This window comes from Pseudomonas fragi (assembly GCF_900105835.1).
In the GTDB taxonomy this organism is placed as follows: domain Bacteria; phylum Pseudomonadota; class Gammaproteobacteria; order Pseudomonadales; family Pseudomonadaceae; genus Aquipseudomonas; species Aquipseudomonas fragi.
Map to the genome: position 1 here is coordinate 1,570,039 of NZ_LT629783.1, position 26,313 is coordinate 1,596,351.

The 26,313-nt window shown below is 58.2% G+C and carries 21 protein-coding genes; 8 read left to right on the forward strand and 13 right to left on the reverse strand.

The features are described 5' to 3' along the window. Positions 1-12 precede the first annotated feature (12 nt). Positions 13-2,250: a TonB-dependent siderophore receptor gene (locus tag BLU25_RS07170; protein ID WP_016782381.1), complete on the forward strand. Its 2,238-nt coding sequence runs from the start codon at positions 13-15 to the stop codon at positions 2,248-2,250. 182 nt (positions 2,251-2,432) lie between these two features. Here BLU25_RS07170 and BLU25_RS07175 read toward each other — a convergent pair whose 3' ends face one another. From BLU25_RS07175 to BLU25_RS07200, 6 genes are all read right to left on the reverse strand, one after another. Next, the gene (locus BLU25_RS07175) at positions 2,433-2,918 is read right to left on the reverse strand and encodes a GNAT family N-acetyltransferase (protein WP_016782380.1); all 486 of its coding nucleotides are present in this window, start codon (positions 2,916-2,918) and stop codon (positions 2,433-2,435) included. 93 nt (positions 2,919-3,011) lie between these two features. Further along, positions 3,012-3,341 carry an ANTAR domain-containing protein gene (locus BLU25_RS07180; protein ID WP_016782379.1) on the reverse strand — a complete coding sequence of 110 codons (330 nt, stop codon included), beginning with the start codon at positions 3,339-3,341 and terminating at the stop codon, positions 3,012-3,014. 10 nt (positions 3,342-3,351) lie between these two features. Then, positions 3,352-6,600, reverse strand: a complete 3,249-nt coding sequence (locus BLU25_RS07185; protein ID WP_016782378.1) for an ATP-binding protein — start codon at positions 6,598-6,600, stop codon at positions 3,352-3,354. 18 nt (positions 6,601-6,618) lie between these two features. Then, complete coding sequence (locus BLU25_RS07190) at positions 6,619-7,242, reverse strand: response regulator transcription factor (RefSeq protein ID WP_016782377.1); 624 nt, start codon at positions 7,240-7,242, stop codon at positions 6,619-6,621. Between the two features lie 395 nt (positions 7,243-7,637). Then, complete coding sequence (gene mgtA, locus BLU25_RS07195; protein WP_083369577.1) at positions 7,638-10,400, reverse strand: magnesium-translocating P-type ATPase; 2,763 nt, start codon at positions 10,398-10,400, stop codon at positions 7,638-7,640. Positions 10,401-10,747: 347 nt separating this feature from the next. Next, positions 10,748-11,227 carry a sigma-70 family RNA polymerase sigma factor gene (locus tag BLU25_RS07200; RefSeq protein WP_016782375.1) on the reverse strand — a complete coding sequence of 160 codons (480 nt, stop codon included), beginning with the start codon at positions 11,225-11,227 and terminating at the stop codon, positions 10,748-10,750. A 304-nt stretch (positions 11,228-11,531) separates the two neighbouring features. Here BLU25_RS07200 and dkgB point away from each other — a divergent pair, with 304 nt between their 5' ends. Further along, positions 11,532-12,335: a 2,5-didehydrogluconate reductase DkgB gene (dkgB, locus tag BLU25_RS07205; protein WP_016782374.1), complete on the forward strand. Its 804-nt coding sequence runs from the start codon at positions 11,532-11,534 to the stop codon at positions 12,333-12,335. 180 nt (positions 12,336-12,515) lie between these two features. On the opposite strand, the gene zapE is transcribed toward dkgB, so the two are convergent. Then, a complete protein-coding gene (zapE, locus tag BLU25_RS07210; RefSeq protein ID WP_016782373.1) occupies positions 12,516-13,631 on the reverse strand; it encodes a cell division protein ZapE in 1,116 nt (371 codons plus the stop codon). A gap of 304 nt (positions 13,632-13,935) precedes the next feature. Here zapE and BLU25_RS07215 point away from each other — a divergent pair, with 304 nt between their 5' ends. The 3 genes from BLU25_RS07215 to BLU25_RS07225 all read left to right on the forward strand — a co-directional run bounded on the left by BLU25_RS07215 (position 13,936) and on the right by BLU25_RS07225 (position 15,401). Next, the gene (locus tag BLU25_RS07215) at positions 13,936-14,190 is read left to right on the forward strand and encodes a DUF2790 domain-containing protein (protein ID WP_016782372.1); all 255 of its coding nucleotides are present in this window, start codon (positions 13,936-13,938) and stop codon (positions 14,188-14,190) included. Between the two features lie 286 nt (positions 14,191-14,476). Next, the gene (locus BLU25_RS07220) at positions 14,477-14,737 is read left to right on the forward strand and encodes a DUF2790 domain-containing protein (protein ID WP_016782371.1); all 261 of its coding nucleotides are present in this window, start codon (positions 14,477-14,479) and stop codon (positions 14,735-14,737) included. Between the two features lie 112 nt (positions 14,738-14,849). Further along, the gene (locus BLU25_RS07225) at positions 14,850-15,401 is read left to right on the forward strand and encodes a GNAT family N-acetyltransferase (protein WP_016782370.1); all 552 of its coding nucleotides are present in this window, start codon (positions 14,850-14,852) and stop codon (positions 15,399-15,401) included. Positions 15,402-15,486: 85 nt separating this feature from the next. Here BLU25_RS07225 and BLU25_RS07230 read toward each other — a convergent pair whose 3' ends face one another. After that, positions 15,487-15,762 carry a PepSY domain-containing protein gene (locus BLU25_RS07230; protein ID WP_016782369.1) on the reverse strand — a complete coding sequence of 92 codons (276 nt, stop codon included), beginning with the start codon at positions 15,760-15,762 and terminating at the stop codon, positions 15,487-15,489. 164 nt (positions 15,763-15,926) lie between these two features. Here BLU25_RS07230 and BLU25_RS07235 point away from each other — a divergent pair, with 164 nt between their 5' ends. Next, complete coding sequence (locus BLU25_RS07235; RefSeq protein ID WP_016782368.1) at positions 15,927-16,928, forward strand: FecR family protein; 1,002 nt, start codon at positions 15,927-15,929, stop codon at positions 16,926-16,928. A 202-nt stretch (positions 16,929-17,130) separates the two neighbouring features. Further along, positions 17,131-17,517, forward strand: a complete 387-nt coding sequence (locus tag BLU25_RS07240) for a hypothetical protein (protein ID WP_016782367.1) — start codon at positions 17,131-17,133, stop codon at positions 17,515-17,517. Here BLU25_RS07240 and BLU25_RS07245 read toward each other — a convergent pair. From BLU25_RS07245 to BLU25_RS07265, 5 genes are all read right to left on the reverse strand, one after another. Further along, positions 17,514-17,702 carry a hypothetical protein gene (locus BLU25_RS07245; RefSeq protein WP_016782366.1) on the reverse strand — a complete coding sequence of 63 codons (189 nt, stop codon included), beginning with the start codon at positions 17,700-17,702 and terminating at the stop codon, positions 17,514-17,516. The genes BLU25_RS07240 and BLU25_RS07245 overlap by 4 nt on opposite strands. A 118-nt stretch (positions 17,703-17,820) precedes the next feature. Next, entirely contained in the window at positions 17,821-18,738 is a 918-nt protein-coding gene (locus tag BLU25_RS07250) for a LysR family transcriptional regulator (protein WP_016782365.1), read from the reverse strand. Positions 18,739-19,034: 296 nt separating this feature from the next. Then, positions 19,035-22,709: a translocation/assembly module TamB domain-containing protein gene (locus BLU25_RS07255; RefSeq protein WP_016782364.1), complete on the reverse strand. Its 3,675-nt coding sequence runs from the start codon at positions 22,707-22,709 to the stop codon at positions 19,035-19,037. Then, a complete protein-coding gene (locus BLU25_RS07260; protein ID WP_016782363.1) occupies positions 22,706-24,433 on the reverse strand; it encodes an autotransporter assembly complex protein TamA in 1,728 nt (575 codons plus the stop codon). Before BLU25_RS07260 ends, BLU25_RS07255 begins: the two co-directional genes overlap by 4 nt. A 64-nt stretch (positions 24,434-24,497) precedes the next feature. Continuing rightward, entirely contained in the window at positions 24,498-25,148 is a 651-nt protein-coding gene (locus BLU25_RS07265; protein WP_029611591.1) for a GNAT family N-acetyltransferase, read from the reverse strand. A 183-nt stretch (positions 25,149-25,331) separates the two neighbouring features. On the opposite strand from BLU25_RS07265, the gene xthA reads away from it, so the two are divergent. Next, complete coding sequence (gene xthA / locus BLU25_RS07270; protein ID WP_016782361.1) at positions 25,332-26,144, forward strand: exodeoxyribonuclease III; 813 nt, start codon at positions 25,332-25,334, stop codon at positions 26,142-26,144. The last annotated feature ends 169 nt before the right edge of the window (positions 26,145-26,313 follow it).

Consider the following 26,313-nt stretch of genomic DNA (forward strand, 5'->3'; position numbering starts at 1 on the left):
GAGTCGGCAGCGATGTTCGCGCCCATCACCCGTTCCATGACCCTCACCCTCGGCCTGATCAGCAGCGCCGCAAGCCCGCAATTACTCGCCGATACCGAGCCCTCGGAAAAAACGACCCGCTCACTGGAGCTGGGCAGCACCAGCGTCACCGCCCAGAGCCTGGGTGCCACGACAGAAAACACCGGTTCCTACACCACCGGCTCGACCAGCACCGCGACCAAACTCAACTTGAGCATTCGCGAAACCCCGCAATCGATCTCGGTGGTCACCCGCCAGGAGATGGACGACTTCGACCTCAACACCCTGACCGAAGCCATGCGCCATACCACCGGCATTGTGGTTCAGCACAACGACTCGGACCGGGTCAGCTATTCGTCCCGTGGCTACACCATCAATAACTTCCAGATTGACGGCATGCTCAACACCTTCAGCTTTATGAAGACCGATGCCGATACCATCATCTACGACCGTATTGAAGTGGTGCGCGGCGCCACCGGCCTGACTACCGGCGCGGGCGACCCGTCGGGCACCATCAACATGATCCGCAAGCGCCCCACCCACCAGTTGCAGGCCAAGGCCGGCGCCTCGGGCGGCAGCTACGACAACTATTACAGCTATGTCGATGTGGGCGGCCCACTTGCCTTCGACGGCCGCCTGCGCGGGCGTACCGTGCTGGCCTATCGCGACAGTCAATCGTTTCGCGATATCTACGCCCTCAAGCGCGAAGTGGCTTACGGCATTCTGGAAGCCGACCTGACCGACAGCACTGTCCTGGCAGTGGGTTATGACTATCAGGACAAACAGGTCAAGGGGTCGTCCTGGGGCACTACGCCCTACTGGACCGGCTCGGGCGATAAAGCCAACTTTGGTCGCTCAACCAACCTGGCCACGTCCTGGAGCTCATGGCCGATGAAAGACAAGACCGCCTTCGCCACCCTCGACCAGCAACTGGCCAATGACTGGCATCTAAAGGCGGCCTATACCCATCGCACCAGCGATGCCGAGGGCAAGGTGTATTACGCTGGCGGCGGTTTCCCCAACCCCGATGGCACGGGGATGTCGGCCTATGCCAGCCATTTTATCGGCGAAGAGCAAATGACCGCCGTCGACGTCAATATCTCGGGCACTTACCCTCTGTTCGGGCGTGATCACGAATTGATGGTGGGTTACGGCCAGGCCAAGAACGACAACACCTCGCCGCTGATGGTTGATCTCAACGCCGATGATTACTACAAAATCCCCGACTGGCGAGACATGAGTTCGATCCCCAAGTATCAGGACCTCAATACCGGCATTGAAGGAAGTCATGACGTCATCAAGCAGAAGTCCGGTTACCTGGCCACGCGCTTTAACCTGACCGATCAATGGCATGCCGTACTGGGCACCCGGTATGGCAGTTGGCAGAGTACCAACACCGCCACGGCGTTCGTTGAAAACAACCCGGGAGCGCTCAGCAGGACCAAAGTTTCCCAGACCCAAAATGACATCATTACGCCCTATGCCGGCGTGCTCTATGACTTCACCGACGAGTTGACGGTCTACGCCAGTTACACCGACATCTTCAAGCCAACCACCAACAAGGATGCCAGCAACTCCTACCTTGAGCCGGTAGTGGGCAGTAACTATGAACTGGGCCTGAAGGGCAGTTTCCTGCAGGAACGCCTCAACCTGTCGACGGCAGTATTCTGGAGCAAGCAGGACAATGTGCCGGAAATCGACGATTCCGTGCCTCGCGGACCCAAGGGCGAGGAATATTACAAATCCGGTGGCAAGGGCAACAAAATCAACGGTTTCGAAGTCGAGCTGGGCGGTGAGGTGATGCGTGACTGGAACATGGTCGCAGGCTACACCTACACCCATTCGCGCAACGCCGCGGGCCAGCGCATGAATACTGCTGCGCCATTGAACCTGCTCAAGGTTTCAAGCACCTACCGCCTGCCAGGAGACTGGAATGCCATGACCGTGGGTGCGGCGGTCAATTGGCAAAGCGATATCTATCGTGCTGCCAATCGCCCTACCGGCGAGAAAAATGACAAGGGCAACCCGATCACCTTCAAGGAAGACATAACCCAGAAGTCCTACACCCTGGTCGACCTGATGGCCCGCTACAAGTTTGACGAGCACGTTTCGGCATCCCTGAACGTCAAAAACTTGTTCGATGAGAAGTACTACGAAAACGTAGGGTTTTATAACGGCGTGTTCTGGGGTGACCCGCGGACGGTGAGTGTTGGCCTGGAGTGGACACTGTAGGCAGGAGGCGCGCAAACCTTGTAGCCGTTGACGAGCAACGCGAGGCTACGTCCGCTTGCGCAGCCGTTGTAAATCCGCAATCCATGATGTTTTTGAAACACCACGGTTGGATGGTTTTACGACTGCTTCGCAGCCGGACGTAGCCTCGCGTTGCTCGTCAACTGCTACAGGTTTTTCTGCAGTTACAAATATTTGTTCCAGAACAACATCCGCCCGTGCGCCGGGTCGAGCTGGCCATCGCTGAAGCCGAACTTGCGGTAAGAGCCTTGTGCCACCGGGTTGCCTTCGAGCACCTCCAGGGTGATCTTGCAGCAGCCTCGTTCCCGGGCAATGTCCTCCACCTTGAGCAGCATCTTCTGGCTAAGGCCCAGACCGCGAAAGGTATCGACCACTGACACATCATGCACATTGACCAGCGGCTTGCCGGCAAAGGTCGAAAACCCTTCGAAGCAATTGACCAGCCCCGCCGCCTCACCATTGACGAACGCCAGCACACTGAAGGCATGGGACCGTTTGGCAAGTTCTGCGGGCAACTGCTCCAGCACGTCCGGCGCCAGCGCTTCGCCACCCCCCATAGGGTCTTGGGCGTAGTGGTTCAAGACGGCTCTGAGCGCTTGAGCATGAACCGGGTTTGTATAGTCTGCTTGCACTACCACGACATCCGACATTACGCGCATTCCTCGACGAATCTGGTCATTAGTATCTGTTGATCACAGCCTCAGACCTTAGCGCGGGCCCGGTCAGGCCGACAAGTACCGGCTTCACGGACCAGCAGAAGCGTCCAGCAGCGGCATCAGGCTGGCGAGTTGGTTCACAAAGCTGTCGGCATCGGTGTAAATCAGTACATGGCGAAATTGGGCATTGTCCTTGCGATATTCGGCTTCATCCGAAGCCCCTGCACCCACCATGCCCTGGCTGACCAGCAGCACGTCATACTCATTGCTGGGGGCGGCCTTCAGGCTGACCAGCGCTTCGCCATGATACAAAGGCGCGATCCGGTAATAACCCAGAATATTCAGCGCCCTTTCGATTTTCAGGGCCTGGTTGGGGTCTGCATCGGCAATCAGTATTCGTAGCGATTTTGTTGGCATCCTGACCTCATCATCCCTGTGATTGATTCGCTTGCGCATAACGTTCAAGTTCGTCCGCCAACTGCTCCATACTGCTGTGAAGTGCATCGACTGCGACAGTGAGTCCCTGTGGTTCGCCGGCCTGGCAAACCGCTTCCAGTTGTTCGCAACACTCAATCAGCTTCCTGGCTCGAACGAGCCTGCCGCCCCCCTTGATGCCGTGGGCCAACGCCGCCATGCCGGCATAATCATCCTTGACAAACAGCTCGATCAGAGCGGCAAGGTCCTGACGGTTTCGGGTCGCCAGTTCCGCAAGCAGCCCCTGAATCATCGACTCATCCCCCTGACTCAACTGCTTGAGGTAAGTCAGGTCAATCTCATCGTCTCTGCCAGATTCGTCGCCATCGATGCCTTTCAGGCTTTGCACCTGGCCTGTGGCCAGGCAAGCACTCAAGTCCTTGAGGCTGATGGGCTTGAACAGGCACCTGTCCATGCCCGCCTCCAGGCAACGCTCAACTTCACCTGGCTGTGCGTTGGCGGTAAAACCAAAAATCTGGCAAGCCGCCCGCGCCAGTTGCACCTCTTCGGCGCGTATTGCCTGGGCCAACTGATAGCCGTTCATCAGCGGCATTGAGCAGTCGGTAATCACCACATCGAAATCCCCCAGCCGCCATGCCTTGAGGCCCAGCACACCATTTTCGGCGTCCGTGACGCGGTGCCCCAGGTAACTCAATTGCTGGGCCAGCAACATTCTGTTGGCCGGGTAATCATCCACCACCAAAATGTTCAACGACCGACCAATGCCCGGTTCTGGTTCATGGCCATCAACTGCGTGCTCTTCATGCTCAAGCACAGGCACTACCATCACGATGTCAATCTGCGTACCGAGCCCCTCCACACTGTCGAGGTGCAACTGCCCGCCCATCATTTCGCAGAGTTCGCGGCAGATCACCAGCCCCAGGCCTGACCCCTGGCGGGCCGACTGGGTGTTGTTGCTGGCCTGCACAAAAGGGCTGAACAAGCGGCTCTGATCCTGCACAGAGATGCCCACGCCAGTGTCCGCCACACGCAAGCACACCGAAACATGCTGCGCATCGTGGGCGGGCTGCACCGTCAAGGTCAGCCTGACCTCGCCCTTGTTGGTGAACTTGATGGCATTGCTCAACAGGTTGGAGACAATTTGCTTGAAGCGTATCGGGTCAATCAGCACATCCACATCAGCCGCCGGGCTCGACTCACACACCAGACTCAGTTGTTTCTGCCGCGCCAGGCCATCAAACATGCGTGTCACGGCCTCAACCAGTGACTTGATATTCGAACGCTTGGGGTTCAATGACAGATGGCCGGACTCAATGCGCGCTATATCCAGAATATCGCCAATCAAATCGAGCAACTCGCGCGCTGAAACCGACGCCACCTCAATGGCGAAACGATCAATGATGCCTTGATCGGCTTTTTTCATGGCCAATTCAAGCATGCCGATCACCGCATTCATGGGTGTGCGGATTTCATGGCTCATGGTCGCCAGAAAAGTGGTCTTTGCCCGATTTGCCTCATCGGCCCTCTGCTTGGCGGCATTCAACTCGTTGACCAATTGCTGGCGCCGCGCGATGACCCGCTGCAGGTAGGTAATCCAGGCAATCGCCACCAGCAACAAGGCAGCGGCAATGGTAAAGCCCTGGATGATTTCAGCCCGATTGCGCAGCCAGAAACTCTCGACAGGTGACGTGTCAGTCCGCCAACGGCTGCTCAGCTCGCTCATGTCTCCAGGTGTCAGGCTGAGCAATGCCTTGCTCAATATGGCGCTCAAGTGCGGGTTGTCGTCAGCCGTGGCAAAGCCGATCTGTTCAGGTTGTGTGCCCACCGTGCTGGTGATTTTCAACTGCTTGGCAAAGCGTCGCGAAACCAGAAAGCGCGCGCTGGCCAGTGTACTAATCGCGGCATCGGCCTTGCCTTTGGCCACCATCTCAAGGGCTGCTGGCGCGTTGTCAGCGTCCACCACCGTAATATTCGGGTGGTTCTGCACAATAAACTCGCGCAACGCATTGCCACGCACCAATGCCACCCGCAGGCCCGCCATGTCATCCAGGGTTTGCGGGCCGTCAGGGCCAATGGGGGTGGTCAGTACAAAAGGAGTAATCAGATAAGGCCGAGTGAACGTCAGCTTGTTCTCCAGAGCGGTACTGCGCGTAATGCCACCCAGCATATCGGCCTTGCCTGACTTGACCAGCGCCACCACCTCCAGCACCGAATGTGCACGCACCGCCTCGAACTCAATGCCTGTGCGTACACTGAGGGTGGCCAATAGATCGGCAACCAGGCCCTTGAACTCACCCTGCTCATCAACAAACGACAGCGGCATAAACTGATCATTGATCGCCACTTTTATCCGCGGATGCTCAATCATCCAGCGCAGCTCACCGGCCGTGGGTTTAAAGTGCCAGGGATTGTTGATTTGCGGCCCATCGGCGCTCCAGCGCTGCAAAATGGTCATGCGGACACTGGCGGGTATCGCTACCAGGGCCGCATTGACCATGCGCAGCAAGCCGGGGTTGTCGCGGCGCAGGGCAAATGAAAACGGGTTGTCTTCCAGACGCGAAAAGTCGGCCAGCTGCACATTGTTCAAGTAGTTTTTATGAATCAGGTAGCTGGCGCTGATGAAATCCCCAAGATAAATGTCGGCCTGGCCAAATGCCACGGCACCGATAGCGGTCAGGGTTGAGGGGTACAACTGCAAGGTAGCCTTCGGATAGAAATCCTTGACCTTTTGTGGCGGCAGATAGTGATCAAGCATGGCAACCCGCAACCCCGCCAGATCAACTGGCGGACGCTGCCGGTTGCTGCTGCGCGTCACCAGCGCAGGCGAGTCGTCGGCATAGGCAAGGCTCAACACCAGCTCGGGATACTGCGCCTCAAAACCATTGGAGCTGCTCAGCAAGTCCAGCTCGCCGAGCTTGAGTGCCTCTATCGCCTGCGGCCTCGATGGGTAGCGCTTGACCTCAATATCGACATGCAGCAACTGCGACAGCAATTGCGCATAGTCGGCGGTCAGACCTTCGAAGTCCTGCCCGTTTACCGTCAGATCAAACGGGCCGTAGTCAGGTGCAGAGATGCCCAGGCGCAAGGGCCCATGTTGCTTGAGCCATTGCCTGTCAGACGGCTCAAGTACCACGCTGTAGGCTTCGACACTGGAGCGCCCCATCAGGTGCAACGTTTGCACCTGTGGTTCAGCCGCCGCAACAGCCAGCCCCTGGGCCAGCAACAGCCCGATGAGCCCCATACATGGAAGGGTTTTCAATTAAATCAAATCATTGCGTTTGGCAAAATCTGCCAGGTAAACCACCGACTTGATATTCAACTTTTCGATCAGTCGCGCCTTATAAGTACTGATGGTCTTACTGCTCAAAATCATGTCTTCGGCAATTTTCTTATTACTCAAACCACGAGCCAGCTGTTGCAAGATGTACAACTCGCGCGCAGACAAATGCTGAATCAATTCTATGTCACTCATACTTGCATCACTGCTACGCACCGAACTGGCGGCCAAGTAAGGAAAGAATGTGTAACCATCCATGATTATTTTTACCGCCCGCAACAATTCGGTGAGGTCCTGGCTTTTGGTAATAAACCCGGCCGCACCGGCTTTCATGCAGCGCTGTGAGTAAAACAGCGGCGACTGGGACGTCAGCACCAGGATGCGGGTTTCAATCCCCGATGCCCTGATTCTATTGATCACCTCAAGGCCATCCAGGCCGGGCATGGTGATATCCAGGATGATCAGGTCAACTTCATGCTTGCGCGCCAACTGAACCGTATCAGTACCGTTGGCAGCCTCGGCCACGACTTCGTACCCATTACTTTCCATGAGTACTTTCATCGCTGAGCGAATAAGTGAATGATCGTCGGCAATCAACACTTTCATACCCTTAGTCCTCTGACAGCAAGCCGAGCGTCGGCGTATATCAGGCGCAAATACATCGTTTTGAATAGGTCTGGCGGCTGCAGGACCATTAACAACAACCTAATGAACAGTACCGAAAGTATAGGATAAATCCCGCAATCAGCACCCGAAGATCCCACACTATTAGAGTGCAACATATTGATACCCGTTGAAAGTCGAGCCGCGAATGATCGCCAATCGGGTTCGACTCACGAGAAGGGATTAAGCGATCTTTCTTGTAGGAATATGCTTAAAATTTTTTATGGAGAATGCCAAACCACTGCGGTCTTTTGTTCTGCCAGCCTTTGACCCCACCACCTGGGTCACACCGACAGCAAAAAACTGCAGCCTTGGTCATCACATGCCGTGCCCAACCCTTATTGCCAGCCGAACCTGCGAATGTAGAAGCCTTTGACTGCCTGGGTCAGCAGCATGTACGCCAGCAAAATCATCGGCAGGAACACAAAGTACAGCGGCGGCAGCGCCTGCAGCTTGAAGTAGCCCGCCAACGGCCCCATCGGCAGGAAGATGCCCACCGCCATGATCACCCCCGTCATGACCATCAGCGGCATTGCCGCGCGGCTTTGCAGGAACGGGATTTTCGGCGTGCGGATCATGTGCACGATCAGCGTTTGCGTGAGCAGCCCGACCACAAACCAGCCTGACTGGAACAGGGTCTGGTGCTCGGGGGTATTGGCCTTGAACACATACCACATCAAGCCAAAGGTCAGGATGTCAAAAAGCGAACTGATCGGCCCAAAAAACAGCATAAAACGGCCTACGTCCGCTGGCTGCCAGCGCTGTGGTTTTTTCAGCATTTCCTCATCGACGTTATCGAATGGAATGGCGATTTGGGACACGTCGTACAGCAAGTTCTGAACCAGCAGGTGCATCGGCAACATCGGCAAAAACGGGATGAACGCACTGGCCACCAGCACCGAGAACACATTGCCGAAGTTCGAACTGGCCGTCATTTTGATGTACTTGAGCATATTGGCGAAGGTCCTGCGCCCTTCCAGCACGCCCTCCTCCAGCACCATCAGGCTTTTCTCCAGCAGGATGATGTCAGCCGCTTCCTTGGCGATATCCACGGCACTGTCCACCGAGATGCCGATATCTGCCGTACGCAGCGCCGGGGCATCGTTGATGCCGTCGCCCATAAAACCCACGACATGGCCATTGGCCTTGAGCAAGCGCACGATACGTTCCTTGTGCGTCGGCGTCAGTCTGGCAAACACGTTGGTGGTCTCCACGGCCACCGCCAACTGGCTGTCGCTCATGCGCTCAATGTCGTTGCCCATCAGCAAACCTTGCTGTTCAAGGCCCACTTCACGGCAGATCTTGGCCGTGACCAGTTCGTTGTCACCGGTCAAGACCTTGACCGCCACCCCGTGCTCGGCCAGGGCTTTAAGCGCCGGCGCAGTGCTCTCTTTGGGCGGGTCGAGGAACGCCACATAACCGATCAACGTCAGTTCCTGTTCATCGCTCAGGCTGTAGGTCTCGCGCCCCTCGGTCATGGACCGCGCAGCCACGGCCACCACGCGCAAGCCCTCTTCGTTGAAGGCAGCGGTAACCTGGCGAATACGCGCCAGCAGTTCGTCACCAAGGGCTTCTTCCTGCTCGCCATGACGCACGGTCTTGCACACGGACAGCACTTCTTCCACAGCGCCCTTGCAGATCAACACATGCGGCTTGCCCTGTTCGACCACCACCACGGACATGCGCCGACGGGTGAAGTCGAACGGGATTTCATCGACCTTGCTGAAGGCCGTACCCACGTTCAATTCGCGGTGGACCTCGACATGCTCCAGCACCGCCACGTCCAGCAGGTTTTTCAAACCGGTCTGGTAGTAGCTGTTGAGGTAAGCCATTTCCAGAACATCGTCAGACTCTTGCCCCCATACATCCACATGCCGGGCCAGAAAAATCTTGTCCTGGGTCAGGGTGCCGGTCTTGTCAGTGCACAGCACATCCATCGCCCCAAAGTTCTGGATGGCATCAAGACGCTTGACGATGACTTTTTTACGCGACAGAAACACTGCGCCCTTGGCCAGGGTCGACGTCACGATCATCGGCAGCATTTCCGGGGTCAAGCCCACGGCAACCGACAGCGCGAACAGCAAGGCTTCAGTCCAGTCGCCCTTGGTAAAGCCGTTGATAAACAACACCAGCGGGGCCATCACGAACATAAAGCGGATCAGCAACCAACTGACCTTGTTGACCCCGGACTGGAATGAGGTTTCACCACGATCCGTCACCCCGACCCGTTGCGCCAGCGCGCCGAAGTAAGTGTTGTTGCCGGTGGTCAACACCACCGCCGTGGCCGCCCCTGAGACCACGTTGGTGCCCATGAACAGGATATTGTCCAGCTCCAGCGGGTTGCTGGTCTGGCTGTCAAACTGATGCGCGAATTTCTCCACCGGCATCGATTCGCCGGTCATCGCCGCTTGGCTGACAAACAGGTCCTTGGCGCTGAGCACCCGACAATCGGCCGGGATCATGTCGCCGGCTGACAGCACGATCAGGTCGCCAGGCACCAACTGCTTGATCGGCAGTTCGATACGCTGCGCGCCCCTGATTTGCCGCGCTGCGCCGGAGAACTTGCCGAACATGGGCGAAGTATCGGCACTGAAGTCACGGCGCATCACCGTGGCGGTGTTGCTGACCATTTCCTTGAGCGCATCGGCGGCCTTGTTGGACTTGGCCTCCTGCCAGAAGCGCAGCAAGGTCGACAGCACCACCATGGTGCTGATCACCACGGCGGCCTGAATATCATCGGTGGCCAGGGAGACTGCTGCGAGCAAGGTCAGCAGCAGGTTGAAGGGATTCTTGTAGCAATGCCACAGATGCACCCAGGGGCTGAGCGGCTGCTCATGTTCAACCTCATTGAGCCCGTGTTGCTGGCGCAGCGCGTCGACTTCGGCTTCACTCAGGCCGTCGGTATGGGTGCCTAGATTGTCGATCAGGACCGCGCTGTCACAGTTGGCCGCCACCACCAGGGTTTGGGCCAGCGTCGGTGGCACTTCACGGCTGACCGTGGTGTTGGTCAGGCTGTCGAGCAAGGCCAGCCGCCGGAAGTGCCGGCCGATATGGCGGGTGCGCAAAAAGCCGGCGAAGAATTCTTTCAGGGAGAGTTTCATGGTGCTGCTCCTGCGCCGCCCGCGCTCACCCCATGCAGAGTACCTGCGCAGCCGGCATTGATCTGGGACCGTCGTTCATGGGTTGAATCTCGAGGGCGAGCCAAAAGGCACGCGCATGCAACGTGTTGCGACCTGCCAATGGGGGGCGTTGATCACATACGCTTGTGTGTCTATAAGTGGACTTGCGCAATCAGGCCGCCACAGCCCGATCAAAATGCCAGCTGCTTATGCGCGACGTGTTGAAGATTAAACCCTGGAAATGTTTGCGTTTTGCAAATCAGGAAGTTCTTCAGGCAGAGTTCAGGTTCATCACTGAAATGTCATGCAGCCTGATTTTCTAGCGCGATTCATGCGTTGTCCCATTGCCGGATACGGACCCGGCAATGCTTCATGGCGTTGACGATATGCTTCTCCACGACACTGCGCGACACCCCGAGGCGCTCGGCGATTTCGGGGTGCGACAGGCCTTCGATCTTGCGCAACAGAAAACACTCGCGACAGGCCGCCGGCAGCTCGGCCAGGGCCTTCTGGATCATGTCCAGGCGCTGGTCGTGGTCCATCAGCACCTGGGGCGAGGGGCTGAAAAACCGTTCCTCGCCATCCAGCACCTCCAGGGGCTCGGCCTTGCGCAGGTTGCTGCGCCGGTGGCCATCGATCACCAGGTTAAGCGCTGTGCGATACAAAAACGCCCGCGGTTGTTCGATCGGCTCGTCGCCGACACGCTCCAGCACCCGCACATAAGCGTCATGCACCACATCTTCGGCCGCCTGGGCATTGCCCAGCCTGGCACTCAAAAAGCCCACCAGTTCGCGATAGTAGTTTTCCAACAGAACTCCTGGCCGCAACCGCTGCGGCAACACTCCATGAGTGCGACAACCGATCTAATGGGATAGCGGCGTGATGATGGCACTTTTGCAGATGTAATTTATAGTAATTCTCATATAGATTTAAGCCCCCCCCCCCCAAGGCTCGATCACTCCTCACCCTTCGCTACGGCACCCTCGATAGCCTCCGCTTGCGACGGCGATTCATGATTTGCCGTCAAGAGTGCTTTGCTTGAGTAGCGGTTTTTCCCACGGATAAGGACGGGGATACTCAACCTCACTCTTACGCACATCAAGGATGTCACCCATGACAATTCCAGCATTCGGCCTCGGCACTTTCCGCCTCAAGGGCCAAGTGGTCATCGACTCGGTCAACAACGCCCTGGACCTGGGCTACCGCGCCATCGACACCGCGCAGATCTATGAAAACGAAGCAGACGTCGGCCGGGCCATTGCCGACAGCGGCGTGGCGCGTGACGAACTGTTTATCACCAGCAAGATTTGGGTCAGCAACTTTGCCAGCGAGAAATTGATCCCAAGCCTTGAAGAAAGCCTGAAAAAACTGCGCACCGATCACCTGGACCTGACCCTGATCCACTGGCCGTCACCGGACAATGCCGTGCCGGTGGCCGAATTCATGGGGGCATTGCTCGAAGCCAAACAACGCGGCCTGACCCGGCAGATTGGCGTGTCGAACTTCACCATCGCGCTGATGCAAGAAGCCATTGCCGCCGTGGGTGCCGAACACATCGCTACCAACCAGATCGAATTGCACCCCTACCTGCAAAACCGCAAGGTGGTGGAATTCGCCCAGAGCCAGGGCATCCATATCACCTCGTACATGACCCTGGCCTACGGCGAAGTGCTGAAAGACCCGGTAATCATGGCCATTGCCGAGCACCATGACGCTACACCGGCGCAAGTGACCCTGGCCTGGGCCATGCAGCTGGGGTACTCGGTGATTCCGTCATCGACCAAGCGCAGCAACCTTGAGAGCAACCTCAAGGCCTGCACGCTGAAACTGACTGATAGCGACATGGCCCAAATCGCCGCGCTGGATCGCGGCCAGCGCCTGACCAACCCGCAAAGCGTTGCACCTGTGTGGGATTGATTCTGCCTGAGTGAAGCCCTCGTAGCAGCTGCCGTAGGAACGAGGCTGCGTTCGGCGGCGAAGCAGTCGTGAAATCAATGGGTGCAGTGTGTCTGATACTCCTTAGAACTCAGCTTTACGGCCGCTTCGCGCTCGAACGCAGCCTCGTTCCTTCGGCAGCTGCTACGGGTTTGGTTATGTTTACAGGCCAAACCGCTGCAACTGCATTTCCTGCAGCCGGCTCAAGGTGCGGCGAAAGGCAAACTCAAGGTAACCCTGGGTATAGAGCTGATCCATTGGCACCTGCGCTTCAATACATACCGGCACCTTGCGGTCATAGCATTCGTCGATCAGGGCGATGAAACGTCGCACGCTGTCGTCGTATTTGGATAACTGCGGCAGCTCGCGATCCCCCGCCTCGACTTTCACCGCTCCGTCTTCCGTACCCCGGGCGATTTTGCCTTCGCGCTGCTCGGCACTCAGGCACGGCACATCACTGAGCAACATGACTGTGTAGCGATCACAAATCTCCATAAACTCAGTGGCCGCCAGCGGTTGCTCGCACAACTCATGAAAGTTGCACCACAGCACCCCATCACTGGCCTGCACCACGTTCAGCGAGCGATGGCCCACAGCAATGGGCTGGTCAGACACCGCCTGGCCCTCGGTCAAGGCCCTGAACACCGGTTCTATCGCACTCGGCTGGCCCGGCCCGGTCACCCAATAGCGCTGATGGGCAATGCCGGGATGCAGGCGGTGGTCTTCAATACCGTTCACCGCCACCACCTCCATATGCTTGAGGATCGCGGTGATACCGGGAGCAAAACGGTCACGGTTAAAGCCGTGGCCGTAGAGGTCGTCCGGTGGCTGGTTGGAGGTGCAAACCAGCACCACGCCCTCATCGAACATGACTTGAAACAGACGCCCCAGAATGATCGCGTCGGCAATGTCATTGACGAACAATTCATCAAAACACAGCACCCGCACTTCTGCGGCCAGGCCTTTAGCCAGTGTCTTGAGTGGGTCCGCTGTACCGGTCAGTTGAAACAGGCGCTGATGCACCCATTGCATAAAGTGATGGAAATGCTGACGCCGGGCCGGCACCTGCAGGCTTTGATAGAACTGATCCATCAACCAGGTCTTGCCGCGCCCTACCGGCCCCCACAAATACACGCCATTGACCGATTGTGCTCCCGAGTGCAGGGCCTCATGGCAGCGCTGCAAGGCCTGGACGGCCACCCATTGGGCAGGGTCATGGACAAAGCCCTTGTGTTCGATGGCTTGCTGGTAGGCATTAAGGGGGGACTCGACATTCATACCGATAGGCGGCTCCTGAAGCAGAGCTATCAGTATGCCAGTTCGCACACCCGCCAGGCACTTGAAAAAACCCCAAGTGCCCACACATTGTTACCCATGTGGTAACAGAGCATTTTGCCATCAGCTATTTTTACTTTTACAAAACAGCGTAACCTTGCTCACATGACTTAAACATCTGTTGCACTTCATAGTCCGGTACTTCGTACGCACACGGCCCTGTTGCCGTGCGCCGTAACTTCTTCCCGCCTGATCGGCAAATGAAGTCAGTCAGTGTTAACTCTTGATTACTTTAGAGGCCATTTATATGAAAAAACTTATTGCACTCTTTCTCGCCGGTTTTGCCACACTGGCAGTTGCTGGTGAAACATCCACGACCCAGCCTTCTCCTGTAGAGCACTACAGTTACGGCACTAAGTTGGATATTGCCCGTGTGGTCAGTTTGTCTGCCATTCCCAAAGTGTGTGAAGTCGTACCTGCGACCATGGTCTATGAAGACTCCCAGGGCCAGCGCCACACCCTTGAATACCAGGTGATGGGCGACGGTTGCAGTACCCACTAAAGTTTAATGGTTGCACGCACGGATGCGACCCCAGCCCCCTCTTTGAGGGGGCTTTTTCGTGGTGTCCCGAGAAAATGCGGCGATTATTACTGATCCGGAAAGACTGCTTGGCAATCTTTTGACTTTAATCAATACACGCTGCGCGTATTCTATGTACATCCCTCAACGCAACACTGAAACAGGGCACGGTACTTCGTGTTACGCCACTTCCTCGAAGGCGTAGCAACTTCGACCGCCACCACGGCAATTGAAGTCAGTTATTCGTGATTGTTTTAAGGTCTCATAAATGAAACGTTTGATTGCTCTTGCACTTATTGGCTTTTCTACCCTGGCGGCTGCTGACGAACTTCAGGTTACGCCACAACAGCAACCCGCCGTCGAGCATTACACTTATGCCACCGATCTGGACATTGCCAAAGTTATCAGCGTGTCACCGGCAGCCGATGTGTGTGAAGTAGTACCGGCACAAATGACCTACGAAGACCACCAGGGCCAACGTCATATTCTTGAGTACCGCGTGATGGGTAATGGTTGCAGCAACGGCTGATATTATCGCCAGGCGCAACTATCGCGAAAAAGCCCCCGTTTAACGGGGGCTTTTTTATGGACGGCATTGCGCGTTACTCTCGACACAAATCAATGGCAAGGAGCCACCCCTGATGCAGCCTCCACCCACACTCCAGACGCCGCGCCTCGTGCTGCAACCCCTGCAGCTCAGCGACGCCCCGGCCATTCAGCAACGCTTTGCCCACTGGCAGGTGGTGCGCTACCTGAACGCAGTCGTGCCCTGGCCCTACCCCGACGATGGCGCACAGCGTTATGTGCGCGACGTGGCGCTGCCAGCAATGGCCCGCGGTGAAGAGTGGCACTGGACGATTCGCCTGTTAGCGCAGCCAGATGAGCTGATTGGCAGCATCAGCCTGATGGATGCCGTCGACAACAACCGGGGCTTCTGGCTGGCGCCACAATGGCAAGGCCAGGGGTTGATGAGCGAAGCTTGCGAAGTAGTGGATGCCTACTGGTTCCAGAGTTTGCGCCGCGCCTGCATGCGCGTGCCTAAAGCAGCGCCCAATACGGGTTCACGACGTATTTCGGAGCGGGGCGGGATGCGCTTGATCAGCAGCGAGGAGAAAGACTTTGTCAGCGGCAGGTTTGTATGCGACCTGTGGGAAATTACCCGCGAGCAATGGTTGACCCGGCAGAAAATCTAAGGTGAAAAACACCCGACCCTGTCAAAAAAACCGATCAGGGCCGGGTAGAAACGCTCAGTGCACGATTCGTTTCAGGTACCGAGAATCAGTCTTTCTTCTCGGAAATTACCTTACCGGTCGAATCGAAAATAATTTCGTATTCCAGGCCGTCGACCTTCTTGATGCCTTCGGCTTTCCAGATGCCGGCAGCCGGATCCTGGGCTTCGATTTTCTTGATCACGGTGTAGCCGTTCTTGTTCTTGAGAACTTCGACCAATTCCTTGGAGAATGCCCAGTTCGGATCAACAGGCTGAGCCATCGCTGCACCGGCACTCAACAAAGCAGCAGTAGTGATCACAGCAGCAAAGGTTTTCTTCAACATTGTCTTAACTCCATTAATTGATGTTGCGTCTGGTACTCAATGTGACTGGAACAACCGTAGCAGAGAAAATCCAGGCCATCGGGCTAAATGACAGGCTTTTGACATGGCTCATGTTCTCGTTAGCTCTGGCGCGGGGTTAGAATGCGCAAAACCAGGAATAACCAATGAGTCAAGCACGCCTCACAGAAGCCCAAAACGATGCCATCACCGAAGCTGCGGCTCAGTGGTGCATGCGTTTGCACGAGCCCGACTGCACCCGTCAGGAACGTGAAGCTTTTGCTGTGTGGCTGAACGCCAATCCCCTGCACGCGCTGGAATATGAAGCGATGCTGGAGATCTGGGGGGTCAGCGAGCATCTGGCACGCCCGGCCCCTGCTGCAGCCCGGGGGGTGGCACTACCTTCTGCCACGCGTCGCCGCACCTGGCAGCGTTTTGCCGTGGCCGCCGCGGTTACCCTGCTCGCTCTCCCCGTGGCGGCCTACAGCGGCTGGCAACTGGGCTGGGTGCCCAATGCCCATGAACGCTACAGCGCTGACGCCAGCGCCAGGACGGTGACCCTGCCCGATGGCAGCCAGGTCGAACTCAACCTGGGCAGCCAGCTGACCTTCAGTAATTACAAGGATCAGCGCCGGGTGACCCTGGGCAAGGGCGAAGCGTTTTTCAAGGTCAGCCACGATGCATCGCACCCGTTTCTGGTGCAGGCGGCAGAAGGTCAGGTTCGCGTTACAGGCACCCAGTTCAATGTGTGGATGTACGAAGACCAGGTGCGGGTCACGTTGCTCGAAGGCTCGGTGCTGGTCACCAGCAACAAGCGCCTGAGTGGCGACGGCCTGCGGCTGGAGCCTGGCATGCAGGCGCGTTACAAAGCGGGCGATTACGCCGCGCAAATCAACCCGACCGCGGCTGTCAGTTCCGAACTGGCCTGGCGCAACGGCAAGCTGGTGCTGGACAACCTGGCACTGGCCGACGCCCTGCCCCTGATCAACCGCTACCTTAATTCCCCTCTCTCCCTGGCAGACAGCGCCACCGGCAAACTGCGTATTGGCGGCGTGTTCAACACCCGGCAAATCGACCGTCTGGTGAGCTCCCTGCCCAAAGTGCTGCCGGTTTACCTGAGCCGCAATGCCGAAGGTCGAACGGTGCTGGGCACCCGCCCGGCCCTGTAGAACAACAGGGTACGGCCGTGACGATTAAAAAAATTTAATAATCGCCTAAAACCCCCGGCCACACTGATCGCGAACGCGATTGAGACTAATTCACGACAAAATTTCTACATTTGAATGTTCATGATTTCTGTCGCTCATTCGTCTAGTTAAGTAAGAGCATTTTTTTCTTTTCCTGATCAGGCTCTGAAAAGGAGTTTTTTGCATGCATAACCAGCAAATACCAACGGATGGTAGAAACCCGCATCGCGAAGCCGCTTTTCAGCCCGATCCCGGGCTGCTGGAAGCGCTCGCGCCCTTGCAAGGCAACGAGCGGATCCGCCACTTGCTCAAGTGTTTCGGGCTGCGTACCAGCCTGGTGCGGCTCAAGGTCATCGATGCGCTGCTGACGGCTGCCGGCAACGATCGCAGGCTGGGGGTGCGCGGCATGCACAGCCACCTGCAGGCGCTGGATATACCGCTGTCGTTCCTGAGTGTGCGCGAGGTGCTCAAGCGCTTGTGCAGCGAAGGGGTGGTGGTGCTCAACAGTGACAAGAGCTACAGCCTGCATCCACAGGCTGAAGCCGTTTTGACCGGCAAGATCGAGGCTTAGATCTTGGTTTTGCGGCGCATCACGCCATTGATCACGACCACGATCACGGCCACGCCGATGGCAATGTACTGGAACATTTTCTCGGTGATCATGCCGGCGTTTTGCATGTACGAAAGACCAAACATGATTCCAAGAACTACCAGTGAAATCAAAATCGAGTATTTCAAGCGCTGCGAAGGGGTCATAACCTGTTCCTGAAAGTAGGGCAAAAACATTTCGAAAAATGTAGTCAATATTTCGAGATGGCGAGATGGCGAGCTGGCCCGCCTTGAACCGCGGGCCATATTACACTGCAAACGGGTTTTAGCTGCTCACGGGTCGACGAAACCCGCTTGCGGGTCGCGCGCAAAGGTCCACCAGCCAGTCCACAAACACCCGCACCCGTGGCGACAACTGCCGATGTTGCGGGTACAGGGCGGTAAGCGCCAGACGCGGTGGCAAGCAGTCACTGAGCACCTCCTGCAAACGCCCCTCACGCAGCAGTTGCGCAACATGGTAATGGGGCGCTTGCACCAGCCCGTACCCCGCCACACACGCCGCCAGGTAACCTTCTGCACTGTTGACCGCAAGCCGTTTGGGCAAGTCGGGCAGATGCACCTGGTCACCGATCTGGAACTCCAGCCCGTAGCGCTTGCCCGACGCGCTGGAAAAATACTCCACTACCTGATGCCCGCCCAAGTCGTCGAGCGATTGCGGCACGCCGTGGGCCTGCAAATAGGCGGGGCTGGCGCACGTCACCTGATCCATCTGCACCAGGGGGCGTGCCACCAGCGAATCGTCAACGGTCAGGCCGGCACGGACCACACAATCCACCCCGTCACGAATCAGGTCGACCGGGCGGTCATTGAGGCCGATTTCCAGCTCGAGCTGAGGGTAACTATCGGTGAATTCGGGCAGCGCCGGCAACACCACCAGGCGCCCCACTGCCGCCGGCATCTCGACCCGCAGGGTACCCTTGGGCTGGCGGCTCCTGAATACCCCCTCGGCTTCTTCCAGATCAGCCAGCAGGCTGACGCAACGCTGGTAATACGCGGCACCGTCCAGGGTCGGGCTGACCTGGCGCGTGGTGCGGTGCAGCAGTTGCACGCCCAGGTGTGCTTCCAGTTGCTTGATCATTACCGTGACCGACGCGCGAGGCAATTGCAGGCTGTCCGCGGCCCTGGCAAAACCGCCCAGCTCAACGATACGGGTAAACACCAGCATCGCGTTGAAACGGTCCATAGCCCCTCCATTGTTAAGAAAATCTGAACAGTGATGGCGCTTTTACCCGGTTCATCTTGCCACTGTCCAGATTAAGCATAGACCTGCACCCTCTCAGCAGCACTGCGCCAGGTCGGTATCAATGGCCCGCAGGCCAGCGCACCAGGCGACACAAGTGGCTGGAAAAGCAAGTGCCGGGGCTGTAGCAACCTGTGGCAGCGGGCTTGCTCGCGACTGGATCGACGCGGTGCCTCAGGGCAACCGCACCGAGGCTATCGCGAGCAAGCCCGCTCCCACAGAGTCAGGGGGACAGTGGGTCAGAAGTCCCGTTTGTAGAAAATATCCAGCGAGCTGGCAAAGCCGCTGGCCACTTCCACATACACGCGTTTACTCAACTTGTAGCGCAGGGCAATGGTGCTGGCCGGTTCAAACACACCGACACCGTAACGCACGCTTAAACGTTCGTTGATCTTGCCACTGGCCACCACCGCCGTGCTGTTGCCGGTACCTTCGGTATCCAGCTCGAACTCCTTGAGGCCCAGGTGATTGGCCAGGCTGGTGGTAATCCCCGAACTGCCCATCAACCCCAGGCCCAGGGCCGCTTGCGCCAACAGATTCTCATCCTCTCCGGTACCCGTCAGCGGACGCCCCAGAATCAGGTAGGACAACGCCTGTTCCTGGCTCATGGCCGGCTCCGAGAAGATTTGCGTGGTGGGTTGCTCCGCACTGCCGGTGAGGCGAATCCCGGCAATCACATCATCGGTCTGGCGCACGGCTTCGATGTCCAGGTACGGCTGGTCGATCGGCCCGGCAAACAGCAGGCGCGCCCGGCGAATCGTCAGCTTCTGGCCATAGGCCCGGTAGCGGCCGTTGTTCAGGCGCAGTTCGCCACGGGTGTCCATGTTGTTGCCGATATGCACCTGCCCCGCCAGATCGGCGTTCAGGCCAAAGCCGGAGAAGGTCAGCAGCTCCTGCCCCACCACCACGTTGATATCCATGTCGACCTGCATCGGCGCGGCTTCATCCGTTGCCTGCTGGCCCACGATAACCGTGTCATCTGAGACCTTGACTGTCGATGGCGGCAATTCACGCACCACGATTTCGCCCTTGGGCACGTTCACCGTACCGGCGATCAACAGGGTGTTATCCGGATTGAGGGAGATTTTCAGGTCAGGGGCCACTTCCAGCTTGGCATAGGGTTCGACCGTCACCGGCAAATTGTTGCCCTTGACCAGCACATTGACCGCCACCGCCTGGCCCCAGGCCACATTGCCACTGACGCTGCCCTGGCCTTTGTCACCGCTGGTCCAGCCGCCATTGATCAGCGCCGTTTCACCGTTGATGGCCAGTGAAAGCTGCACATTTTCAAAGTTGGTCGGCAACTCCGGCCCCGAAATCTCACCGCCGGTCAGCGCCACAGTGCCGTTGACATGGGGCGACAGCAAAGCACCCGAGATCGTGCCGGAGCCGTTGAGCTGGCCGGTGAGTTTTTCCACCATCGGCGCGAACGGACGAATCATCGACACATCCAGCCCGGTGAGGCGGAACTCGCCGGTAATGGGCTTGCTCTTGGGCAGCGGATTGATCCGCGCTGCCAGCATCAATTGCCCGAGCTTGCCACCGTCGAAATCAAGGCGCGATTCAACCCGGTTAGGGGTCAGGTTGCTGGTCAGCTTGAAGGCCTGATACGGGAAGTCCAGCCACTGACCTTTGTCTCTGAAGCGCAACGTGCCGCCACTGGCGTCCACCACGACCTGGCCCTTGGGCCCGCTGGCAGGCAAGTCCAGGATCAAGTCGGCATTAAGCTGCCCCTGCCACTGGAAGTCCTTGGGAAACCATTCGGCCAGGCTGTCGAGGGGGAACTGTTTGAGGTGCAAACGCAGTTTAGGGTCCGGCACCAGGCGTTGTTCTTCGCTGCACAAACTCGCCGGGCCGGAGAGCCAGCATTGCGCCCCGAGGTTGAGCCGGCCATCGGCCAGCCGCTCCAGACGCGCCGGGTTTTGCAGCACCCAGGCCTGGCCGCCGGCCTTGACGTCACCACTGACCAGGCGCCCGCGCCAGTTGTCCTTGTCCAACCCGCCATCCAGAGCCAAAGCCAGTTGCAACATGGGCCCTTGCAAATCCAGTTTGAGCTGCTGGCGCTTGATATCGCCACTGCCGTTGGCAGTCAGTACACCCAGCTCTGTGTCACCGGCGCGGATGCCACTGCCCTTGAGGTCGATGCGGCCGCGCTGGTTGCGGTCGAGGCTGGCATCCAGGGTCAGGTTTTGCAGATGATTGTCGGCAAATGCCAATTGCTGGCCATTAAGCGCCACTTTGCCTTGCGGTGCCTTGAGGGTTCCGCCTACATCGACACGGCCCTTGAGCTGACCGCGCAGTTCGGGCCACAGCTGGCCCAGACGTGGCATATTGAGATCAAGTTGGGCCTTGATTTGCTCCTGCAAACTGGCGGTGCCATTGATGCGGTTATCGCCCAGGCGAATATCCAGCGCACTGACCGTCCAGGCTTCACCCGCACCGTTGGCCTTGGCTTGCAGCACGGCAGGCAGGCCGCGCAAACGGCCCTTGAGGTCAAGGTTGGCATCCAGTTCCAGGCGCTCGTTTTTGAACGAACCCTTGCTGCGCAACGGGCCTGCCAGCGTACCCGGCAACTCAGCCACCCAGTACGCCGGGTTGAGCGCACTCAAGTCCAGCGCCGTGTCCCACACCACGCCATCGGCGAACTGCACATTGACGTGACCTTCGGCCTTGCCCTGCCCGGCCACCAGCTTCAACTGCGGCAGAAAGATCTTGCCCAGGTCACCACTGAACGGGCTGCTGAGACTGAACTTGCCCGCCGGACCATCGAGGTCCGCCGTGAAGTTGCCCAGATAGTTACCGTCACGGTAGGACACTTCCCCCACAAACTTGCGCAAATCCACATCCGGCTTGTCGATCACCGGATACAGGTTGTGCCAGGGAAATTCCAGCCAGTCGATTTTGGCCTCGGCGCTCAGGCCTTCGTGCCAGTCCACTTGCCCTGACAGCTTCAGGCGCTGCTGCGGGTTGGCGCTCAGATCCAGCGCGGCGATCTGCGCGCCCTTGGCATCCACCCGGCCCTTGAGCAACAGGTTCACCGGCTCTTTCTCGGCGGGCAAGGTGGCGCTGCCATTCAACTCATAGCCGCTTTTAAGATCGCCCTTGGCCGTCAGCAGCAGCTGATTAAGCTGTAGGGTATCTGGCAGATCGGGGCTGGCCTTGAACGGCTCGGCGGTAATTTTCAATTGCGCCGGCAAGTTGTCGGCCAGGGGCTGTAGCTCGCCCGTCAGATGCGCATTGATATAACCGCTGGTGTCAGCCTTGAGGTTCAAGGTCGTACGTAGATTGCCATCCACCTTGAGCGCCACGTCCAGGGGTTTGCCATCTGGCGCTGGCAGGCTGACATTACCTTGCACCGTTAGCGGCCAGTCGCCATTGGGTTGCAGCAGGCCGGACAATTCAACATTGAGGTCTTCACGCTCGACCTGCACCGAGTCGAGCTGCAAGCCCTTGGCCGTCCACTGTGCCGACAGCTGCATGCCCTTGAGCTGCTCGATGCCGTTGAACAGCACATTGCCGACCTTGACCACGCCCACTTCAATCGCCAGCGGCAATTTCAGCTCCGGCAGGCTGATCGGCCCGCTGCTGCTGTCTTCGCTTGGCGGGAACTGCAGGCTGATCTGCTCAGCCTGCAATTGATCGATACACAACGTCATGCGGGTCAGGCAGCCCGGTGACCAGGCGAAGATCGGCCGGCTTACCTCAACCCGACTGGTGCCCTGCTCCCATAACAAATGATCGGCGCCCCACTGGCCGCCCAGGCGCCCGGCAAAATTATCAACCTGCAAGCCCGGCACTTGCCCCAGCACCCAGCGGCTGCCCGCTTGCGTACCCAGAATCACGCCGACGCTGACAACCACCAGCAGCACCAATGCCAGCAGCACCAGCCCGGCTATTTTCAAACCACGAATCACAGTTCTGGCCCCATCGAAAAGTGCAAACGGACACCGCCGTCATCGTCCAGCGCATGGGCCAGATCCAGACGTATCGGACCAACCGGCGAGATCCAGCGGATACCCACGCCGACCCCGGTTTTCAAACTCGGGAAGTCCAGTGTGTTGAAGGCGTTGCCCTGATCGACAAACGTCGCCCAGCGCCATTTTTCGGCGAACTGATATTGATACTCCAGGCTGCCGGCGAGCATATAGCGCCCGCCGATGCGATCACCGTCGGAGTTTTTCGGCGACAGGCTCTGGTAGTCATAGCCGCGCACGCTCTGGTCGCCACCGGCGAAAAAGCGCAAGGACGGTGGAATCGACTTGTAGCCATTGGTGGCACTGCCGCCAAACTGAATGCGGCCCAAAAAGCGGTGTTTTTCCCACAGGGTGGTCAGCGCCTTGAATTTCACGTCGCCATGGAACAGGTTGGTGTCGGACATCAGCCCTTGCTTGGCCACCTGCATGTCCGTGCTCACGCTGTAACCGTGGCTGGGGTCGATGCGGTTGTCACTGCGCAATACCGAGTAGCTGACGCCTGGCATCAGCAGGGTGCTCAGGCCCGAGTCATCGCCCAGGCGATATTCTTCGTGCTGCCACCTGAGCGAGATAATGCGCGTCCAGCCGTTGTCCAGCTTGCTGTGCCACTCGGGGCCGACCGTGAGCAGCTTGCTCAAGGTGTCGGTGTTGGCGATTTCTTCATTTTGATAACCGGCGGCGAGACGCAATTTGTCGGTCAGCGGCGGGTCCAGCGGGATGTCATACCAGGCACCGACGTTTTGCTTGGGCTGGGAAATTTCCGATTCAAAACCGTAGCTGTCGCCACGCGGGTTGCCCCAGTGGCGCATCCAGCTGGCCTTGCCGCGGGCTCCGGTGTCGGTGGAATAACCCAGGCCCAGGGTCATGGTGCGCGGCTTGCGGGTTTCCAGGTCGACGTCGACCGGGATCACCTGCCCCACCGCCGTGCTCGGCGCGGCATCGACGCGCACGATTTCAAAGTAGCCGCTGCTTTGCAGATTCTGATTGAGCTCGGCGACCAGTTCCGAGTCATAAGGGGTATCGGGGGTAAACGGCACCATGCGTTGCAGCAAGGTCTGGTCGAAGGGAGCATCGCCGGCAAAGCTGACTTTGCCCAGTAAAAAACGCGGTCCGCTTTCGTAGACCAGATTGATATCGGCATACCCGCCTTTCGGGTCGACCAGCAGTTCGTGCTGAGTGAATTTGCCGTTAAAAAAACCGTAACGCAGGGCACGGTTCTGGATCAGGCGCTTGGCGTCTTCGTAATTGCCCTGGTTGAGCACCGCGCCGGGCTTGAGGTCATCGCTGGCCGGTATCTGAAAAGCCTTGAGCGAAGCGGCCGGGCCTTCGATACGCACGTTGACGTTGCGCAGATGCACCGGCTCGCCGGGATCGATACTCAACACCAGACGCGGCGGATCGCCGGGCTTGACCTCGGTTTCTATGGAGGGCTGGTAGTAACCCAAGGCCTGGGAAGCCTTTAAGGCCTGCTCCTGCGCGCCACGTTGAAAACGCAAAAGCGCTTTCTCGTCACGGTCGCCGAGGCTGCCTATATAGCCTTCCACGTTGGCCTTGAGGGCGTCGTTTGCCGGTTTGACCTTGACCACCAACTCGCTTTGGGCAAACGCCGCAAAACTGCTGAGCAGCAGGACAACACCACTGGTAAATCTTCCTGGGAACGTCATAGGCGCGGATGCTATCACGGGCTGGGGGGCTCATAGAGCGCGCCAAAGGGCAAAAAGTTCGTCTTCAAGCCGTTGCAGTATGTAACACCTGCGGATTGGCATGGAAAAACACATGTTCCACAACCGGCCCGATGGCCACTTCACCGATCTCCACATAACCCTGGCGCTTGTAGAAGTCCAGGTAATGCGGGTTGCCGGTATCGAGCACCACGCCTTCGGAATGCTCATCTTCGGCGCACCAGTTGTGCACCGCCTCAAGCAACTGCTCGCCGTAATGCTGGCCCTGGAATTCGGGGTGAATACCCAGCAGCGGCAGCATATGCACCGCATCTCCCGGCACGCAGGCCTGCACCGCCTGGTGATAGGCCAGATAGCGCCGCGTGCAGCTCAAACCGGTGCTGAGCACCATGCGCAACTGCCAGGCCCAGCTCTCGGTAATGCCCAGGCGCCGTTGCGGCGGCGCGATCAGGGCAATGCCCAGCAACCGGTCATTGACCAGCAGGCCCAGCGCTGGCAAATCCTGCAAAAAATGCTGCTTGACCAGTTCGCGTACCGTGGCCCTGACCCGTTGCTCGTAGCCGCTGCGCTCGGCGTTGAACAGAAAACGAAACGTCGGCTCATGGCGATAAGCCTGGTACAGCAACGAACGCGCCTCTCTTGAATAGCCACTGTCGAGCAATCGGATCTCACTGGTAGCGTTCGGCGTTTGCGTCATGCGATCAACCTCCCGGGCGCGGCCTGGATAGCAGCGCTTCTAATGGGTACGAACCCCCGAGGGCCATGACAGTTCAATCATGGCCGAATGCATCCTACGTTAGCAGTGCATTCGGCCCACTGCACGCTGGCAGCCGGGGCGTCAGTCCGCTAGCATCGCAGTTTTGTTCAGGACTGCCCGCCCATGAAAATCGTTTCATTCAACATCAATGGCCTGCGCGCTCGGCCGCATCAGCTGGCAGCGCTGATCGAGAAACATCAGCCTGACGTAATCGGCCTGCAGGAAACCAAGGTCCATGATGACCAGTTCCCCCTCGCCGACATCGAAGCCCTGGGCTATCACGTGCACTTTCATGGTCAAAAAGGCCATTACGGCGTCGCCCTGCTTTCGCGCCAGCCCCCCCTGGAACTGCACAAGGGCTTTGCCAGCGATGAAGAAGACGCCCAGCGCCGGTTTATCTGGGGCACTTTCGCAGACGAAAACGGCCAGCCGGTGACCATCATGAATGGTTACTTCCCACAGGGCGAAAACCGCGACCACCCTACCAAGTTCCCGGCCAAGCAACGCTTCTACAGCGACCTGCAACAGCTGCTGGAAAGCCGGTTCAGCAATGAACAACCGCTGGTGGTGATGGGCGACATCAATATCTCGCCGCAGGACTGCGACATCGGTATCGGCCCGGACAACGCCAAGCGCTGGCTGAAAACCGGCAAGTGCAGCTTTTTGCCGGAAGAGCGCGAGTGGCTGGAGCGCCTCAAGAACTGGGGCCTGGTGGACAGCTTCCGCTACCTGCACCCGGACGTGGCGGACCGTTTCAGCTGGTTCGACTACCGCAGCCGCGGTTTTGAAGACGAGCCCAAGCGTGGCCTGCGCATTGACGTGATCCTTGCCTCCCAGGGGCTGGTGCCACGCATCAAGGCAGCGGGCGTGGACTACGACCTGCGCGGCATGGAAAAACCGTCCGATCATGCGCCGATCTGGTTGGAGTTGAGCTGAGCAAGAGAGCTTGCTTGCTGTGGGAGCGGGCTTGCTCGCGATGGCCTCACCTCGGTTTTCTGACAGACCGCGTGGCCCGCATCGCGAGCAAGCCCGCTCCCACACCGGAGGGGTCTGTCATCAGCTTGAAACCTTTCTGACTTAAATTGCAGACCTTTCTACGGCCCCA

Excerpts from the sequence above, each read along its gene's own strand:
- BLU25_RS07170 (WP_016782381.1), top strand. The coding sequence starts at position 13 with ATGTTCGCGCCCATCACCCGTTCCATGACCCTCACCCTCGGCCTGATC.
- BLU25_RS07175 (WP_016782380.1), bottom strand. The coding sequence starts at position 2,918 with ATGTCGGATGTCGTGGTAGTGCAAGCAGACTATACAAACCCGGTTCAT.
- BLU25_RS07180 (WP_016782379.1), bottom strand. The coding sequence starts at position 3,341 with ATGCCAACAAAATCGCTACGAATACTGATTGCCGATGCAGACCCCAAC.
- BLU25_RS07185 (WP_016782378.1), bottom strand. The coding sequence starts at position 6,600 with ATGGGGCTCATCGGGCTGTTGCTGGCCCAGGGGCTGGCTGTTGCGGCG.
- BLU25_RS07190 (WP_016782377.1), bottom strand. The coding sequence starts at position 7,242 with ATGAAAGTGTTGATTGCCGACGATCATTCACTTATTCGCTCAGCGATG.
- mgtA (WP_083369577.1), bottom strand. The coding sequence starts at position 10,400 with ATGAAACTCTCCCTGAAAGAATTCTTCGCCGGCTTTTTGCGCACCCGC.
- dkgB (WP_016782374.1), top strand. The coding sequence starts at position 11,532 with ATGACAATTCCAGCATTCGGCCTCGGCACTTTCCGCCTCAAGGGCCAA.
- zapE (WP_016782373.1), bottom strand. The coding sequence starts at position 13,631 with ATGAATGTCGAGTCCCCCCTTAATGCCTACCAGCAAGCCATCGAACAC.
- BLU25_RS07215 (WP_016782372.1), top strand. The coding sequence starts at position 13,936 with ATGAAAAAACTTATTGCACTCTTTCTCGCCGGTTTTGCCACACTGGCA.
- BLU25_RS07220 (WP_016782371.1), top strand. The coding sequence starts at position 14,477 with ATGAAACGTTTGATTGCTCTTGCACTTATTGGCTTTTCTACCCTGGCG.
- BLU25_RS07225 (WP_016782370.1), top strand. The coding sequence starts at position 14,850 with ATGCAGCCTCCACCCACACTCCAGACGCCGCGCCTCGTGCTGCAACCC.
- BLU25_RS07230 (WP_016782369.1), bottom strand. The coding sequence starts at position 15,762 with ATGTTGAAGAAAACCTTTGCTGCTGTGATCACTACTGCTGCTTTGTTG.
- BLU25_RS07235 (WP_016782368.1), top strand. The coding sequence starts at position 15,927 with ATGAGTCAAGCACGCCTCACAGAAGCCCAAAACGATGCCATCACCGAA.
- BLU25_RS07240 (WP_016782367.1), top strand. The coding sequence starts at position 17,131 with ATGCATAACCAGCAAATACCAACGGATGGTAGAAACCCGCATCGCGAA.
- BLU25_RS07245 (WP_016782366.1), bottom strand. The coding sequence starts at position 17,702 with ATGACCCCTTCGCAGCGCTTGAAATACTCGATTTTGATTTCACTGGTA.
- BLU25_RS07250 (WP_016782365.1), bottom strand. The coding sequence starts at position 18,738 with ATGGACCGTTTCAACGCGATGCTGGTGTTTACCCGTATCGTTGAGCTG.
- BLU25_RS07260 (WP_016782363.1), bottom strand. The coding sequence starts at position 24,433 with ATGACGTTCCCAGGAAGATTTACCAGTGGTGTTGTCCTGCTGCTCAGC.
- BLU25_RS07265 (WP_029611591.1), bottom strand. The coding sequence starts at position 25,148 with ATGACGCAAACGCCGAACGCTACCAGTGAGATCCGATTGCTCGACAGT.
- xthA (WP_016782361.1), top strand. The coding sequence starts at position 25,332 with ATGAAAATCGTTTCATTCAACATCAATGGCCTGCGCGCTCGGCCGCAT.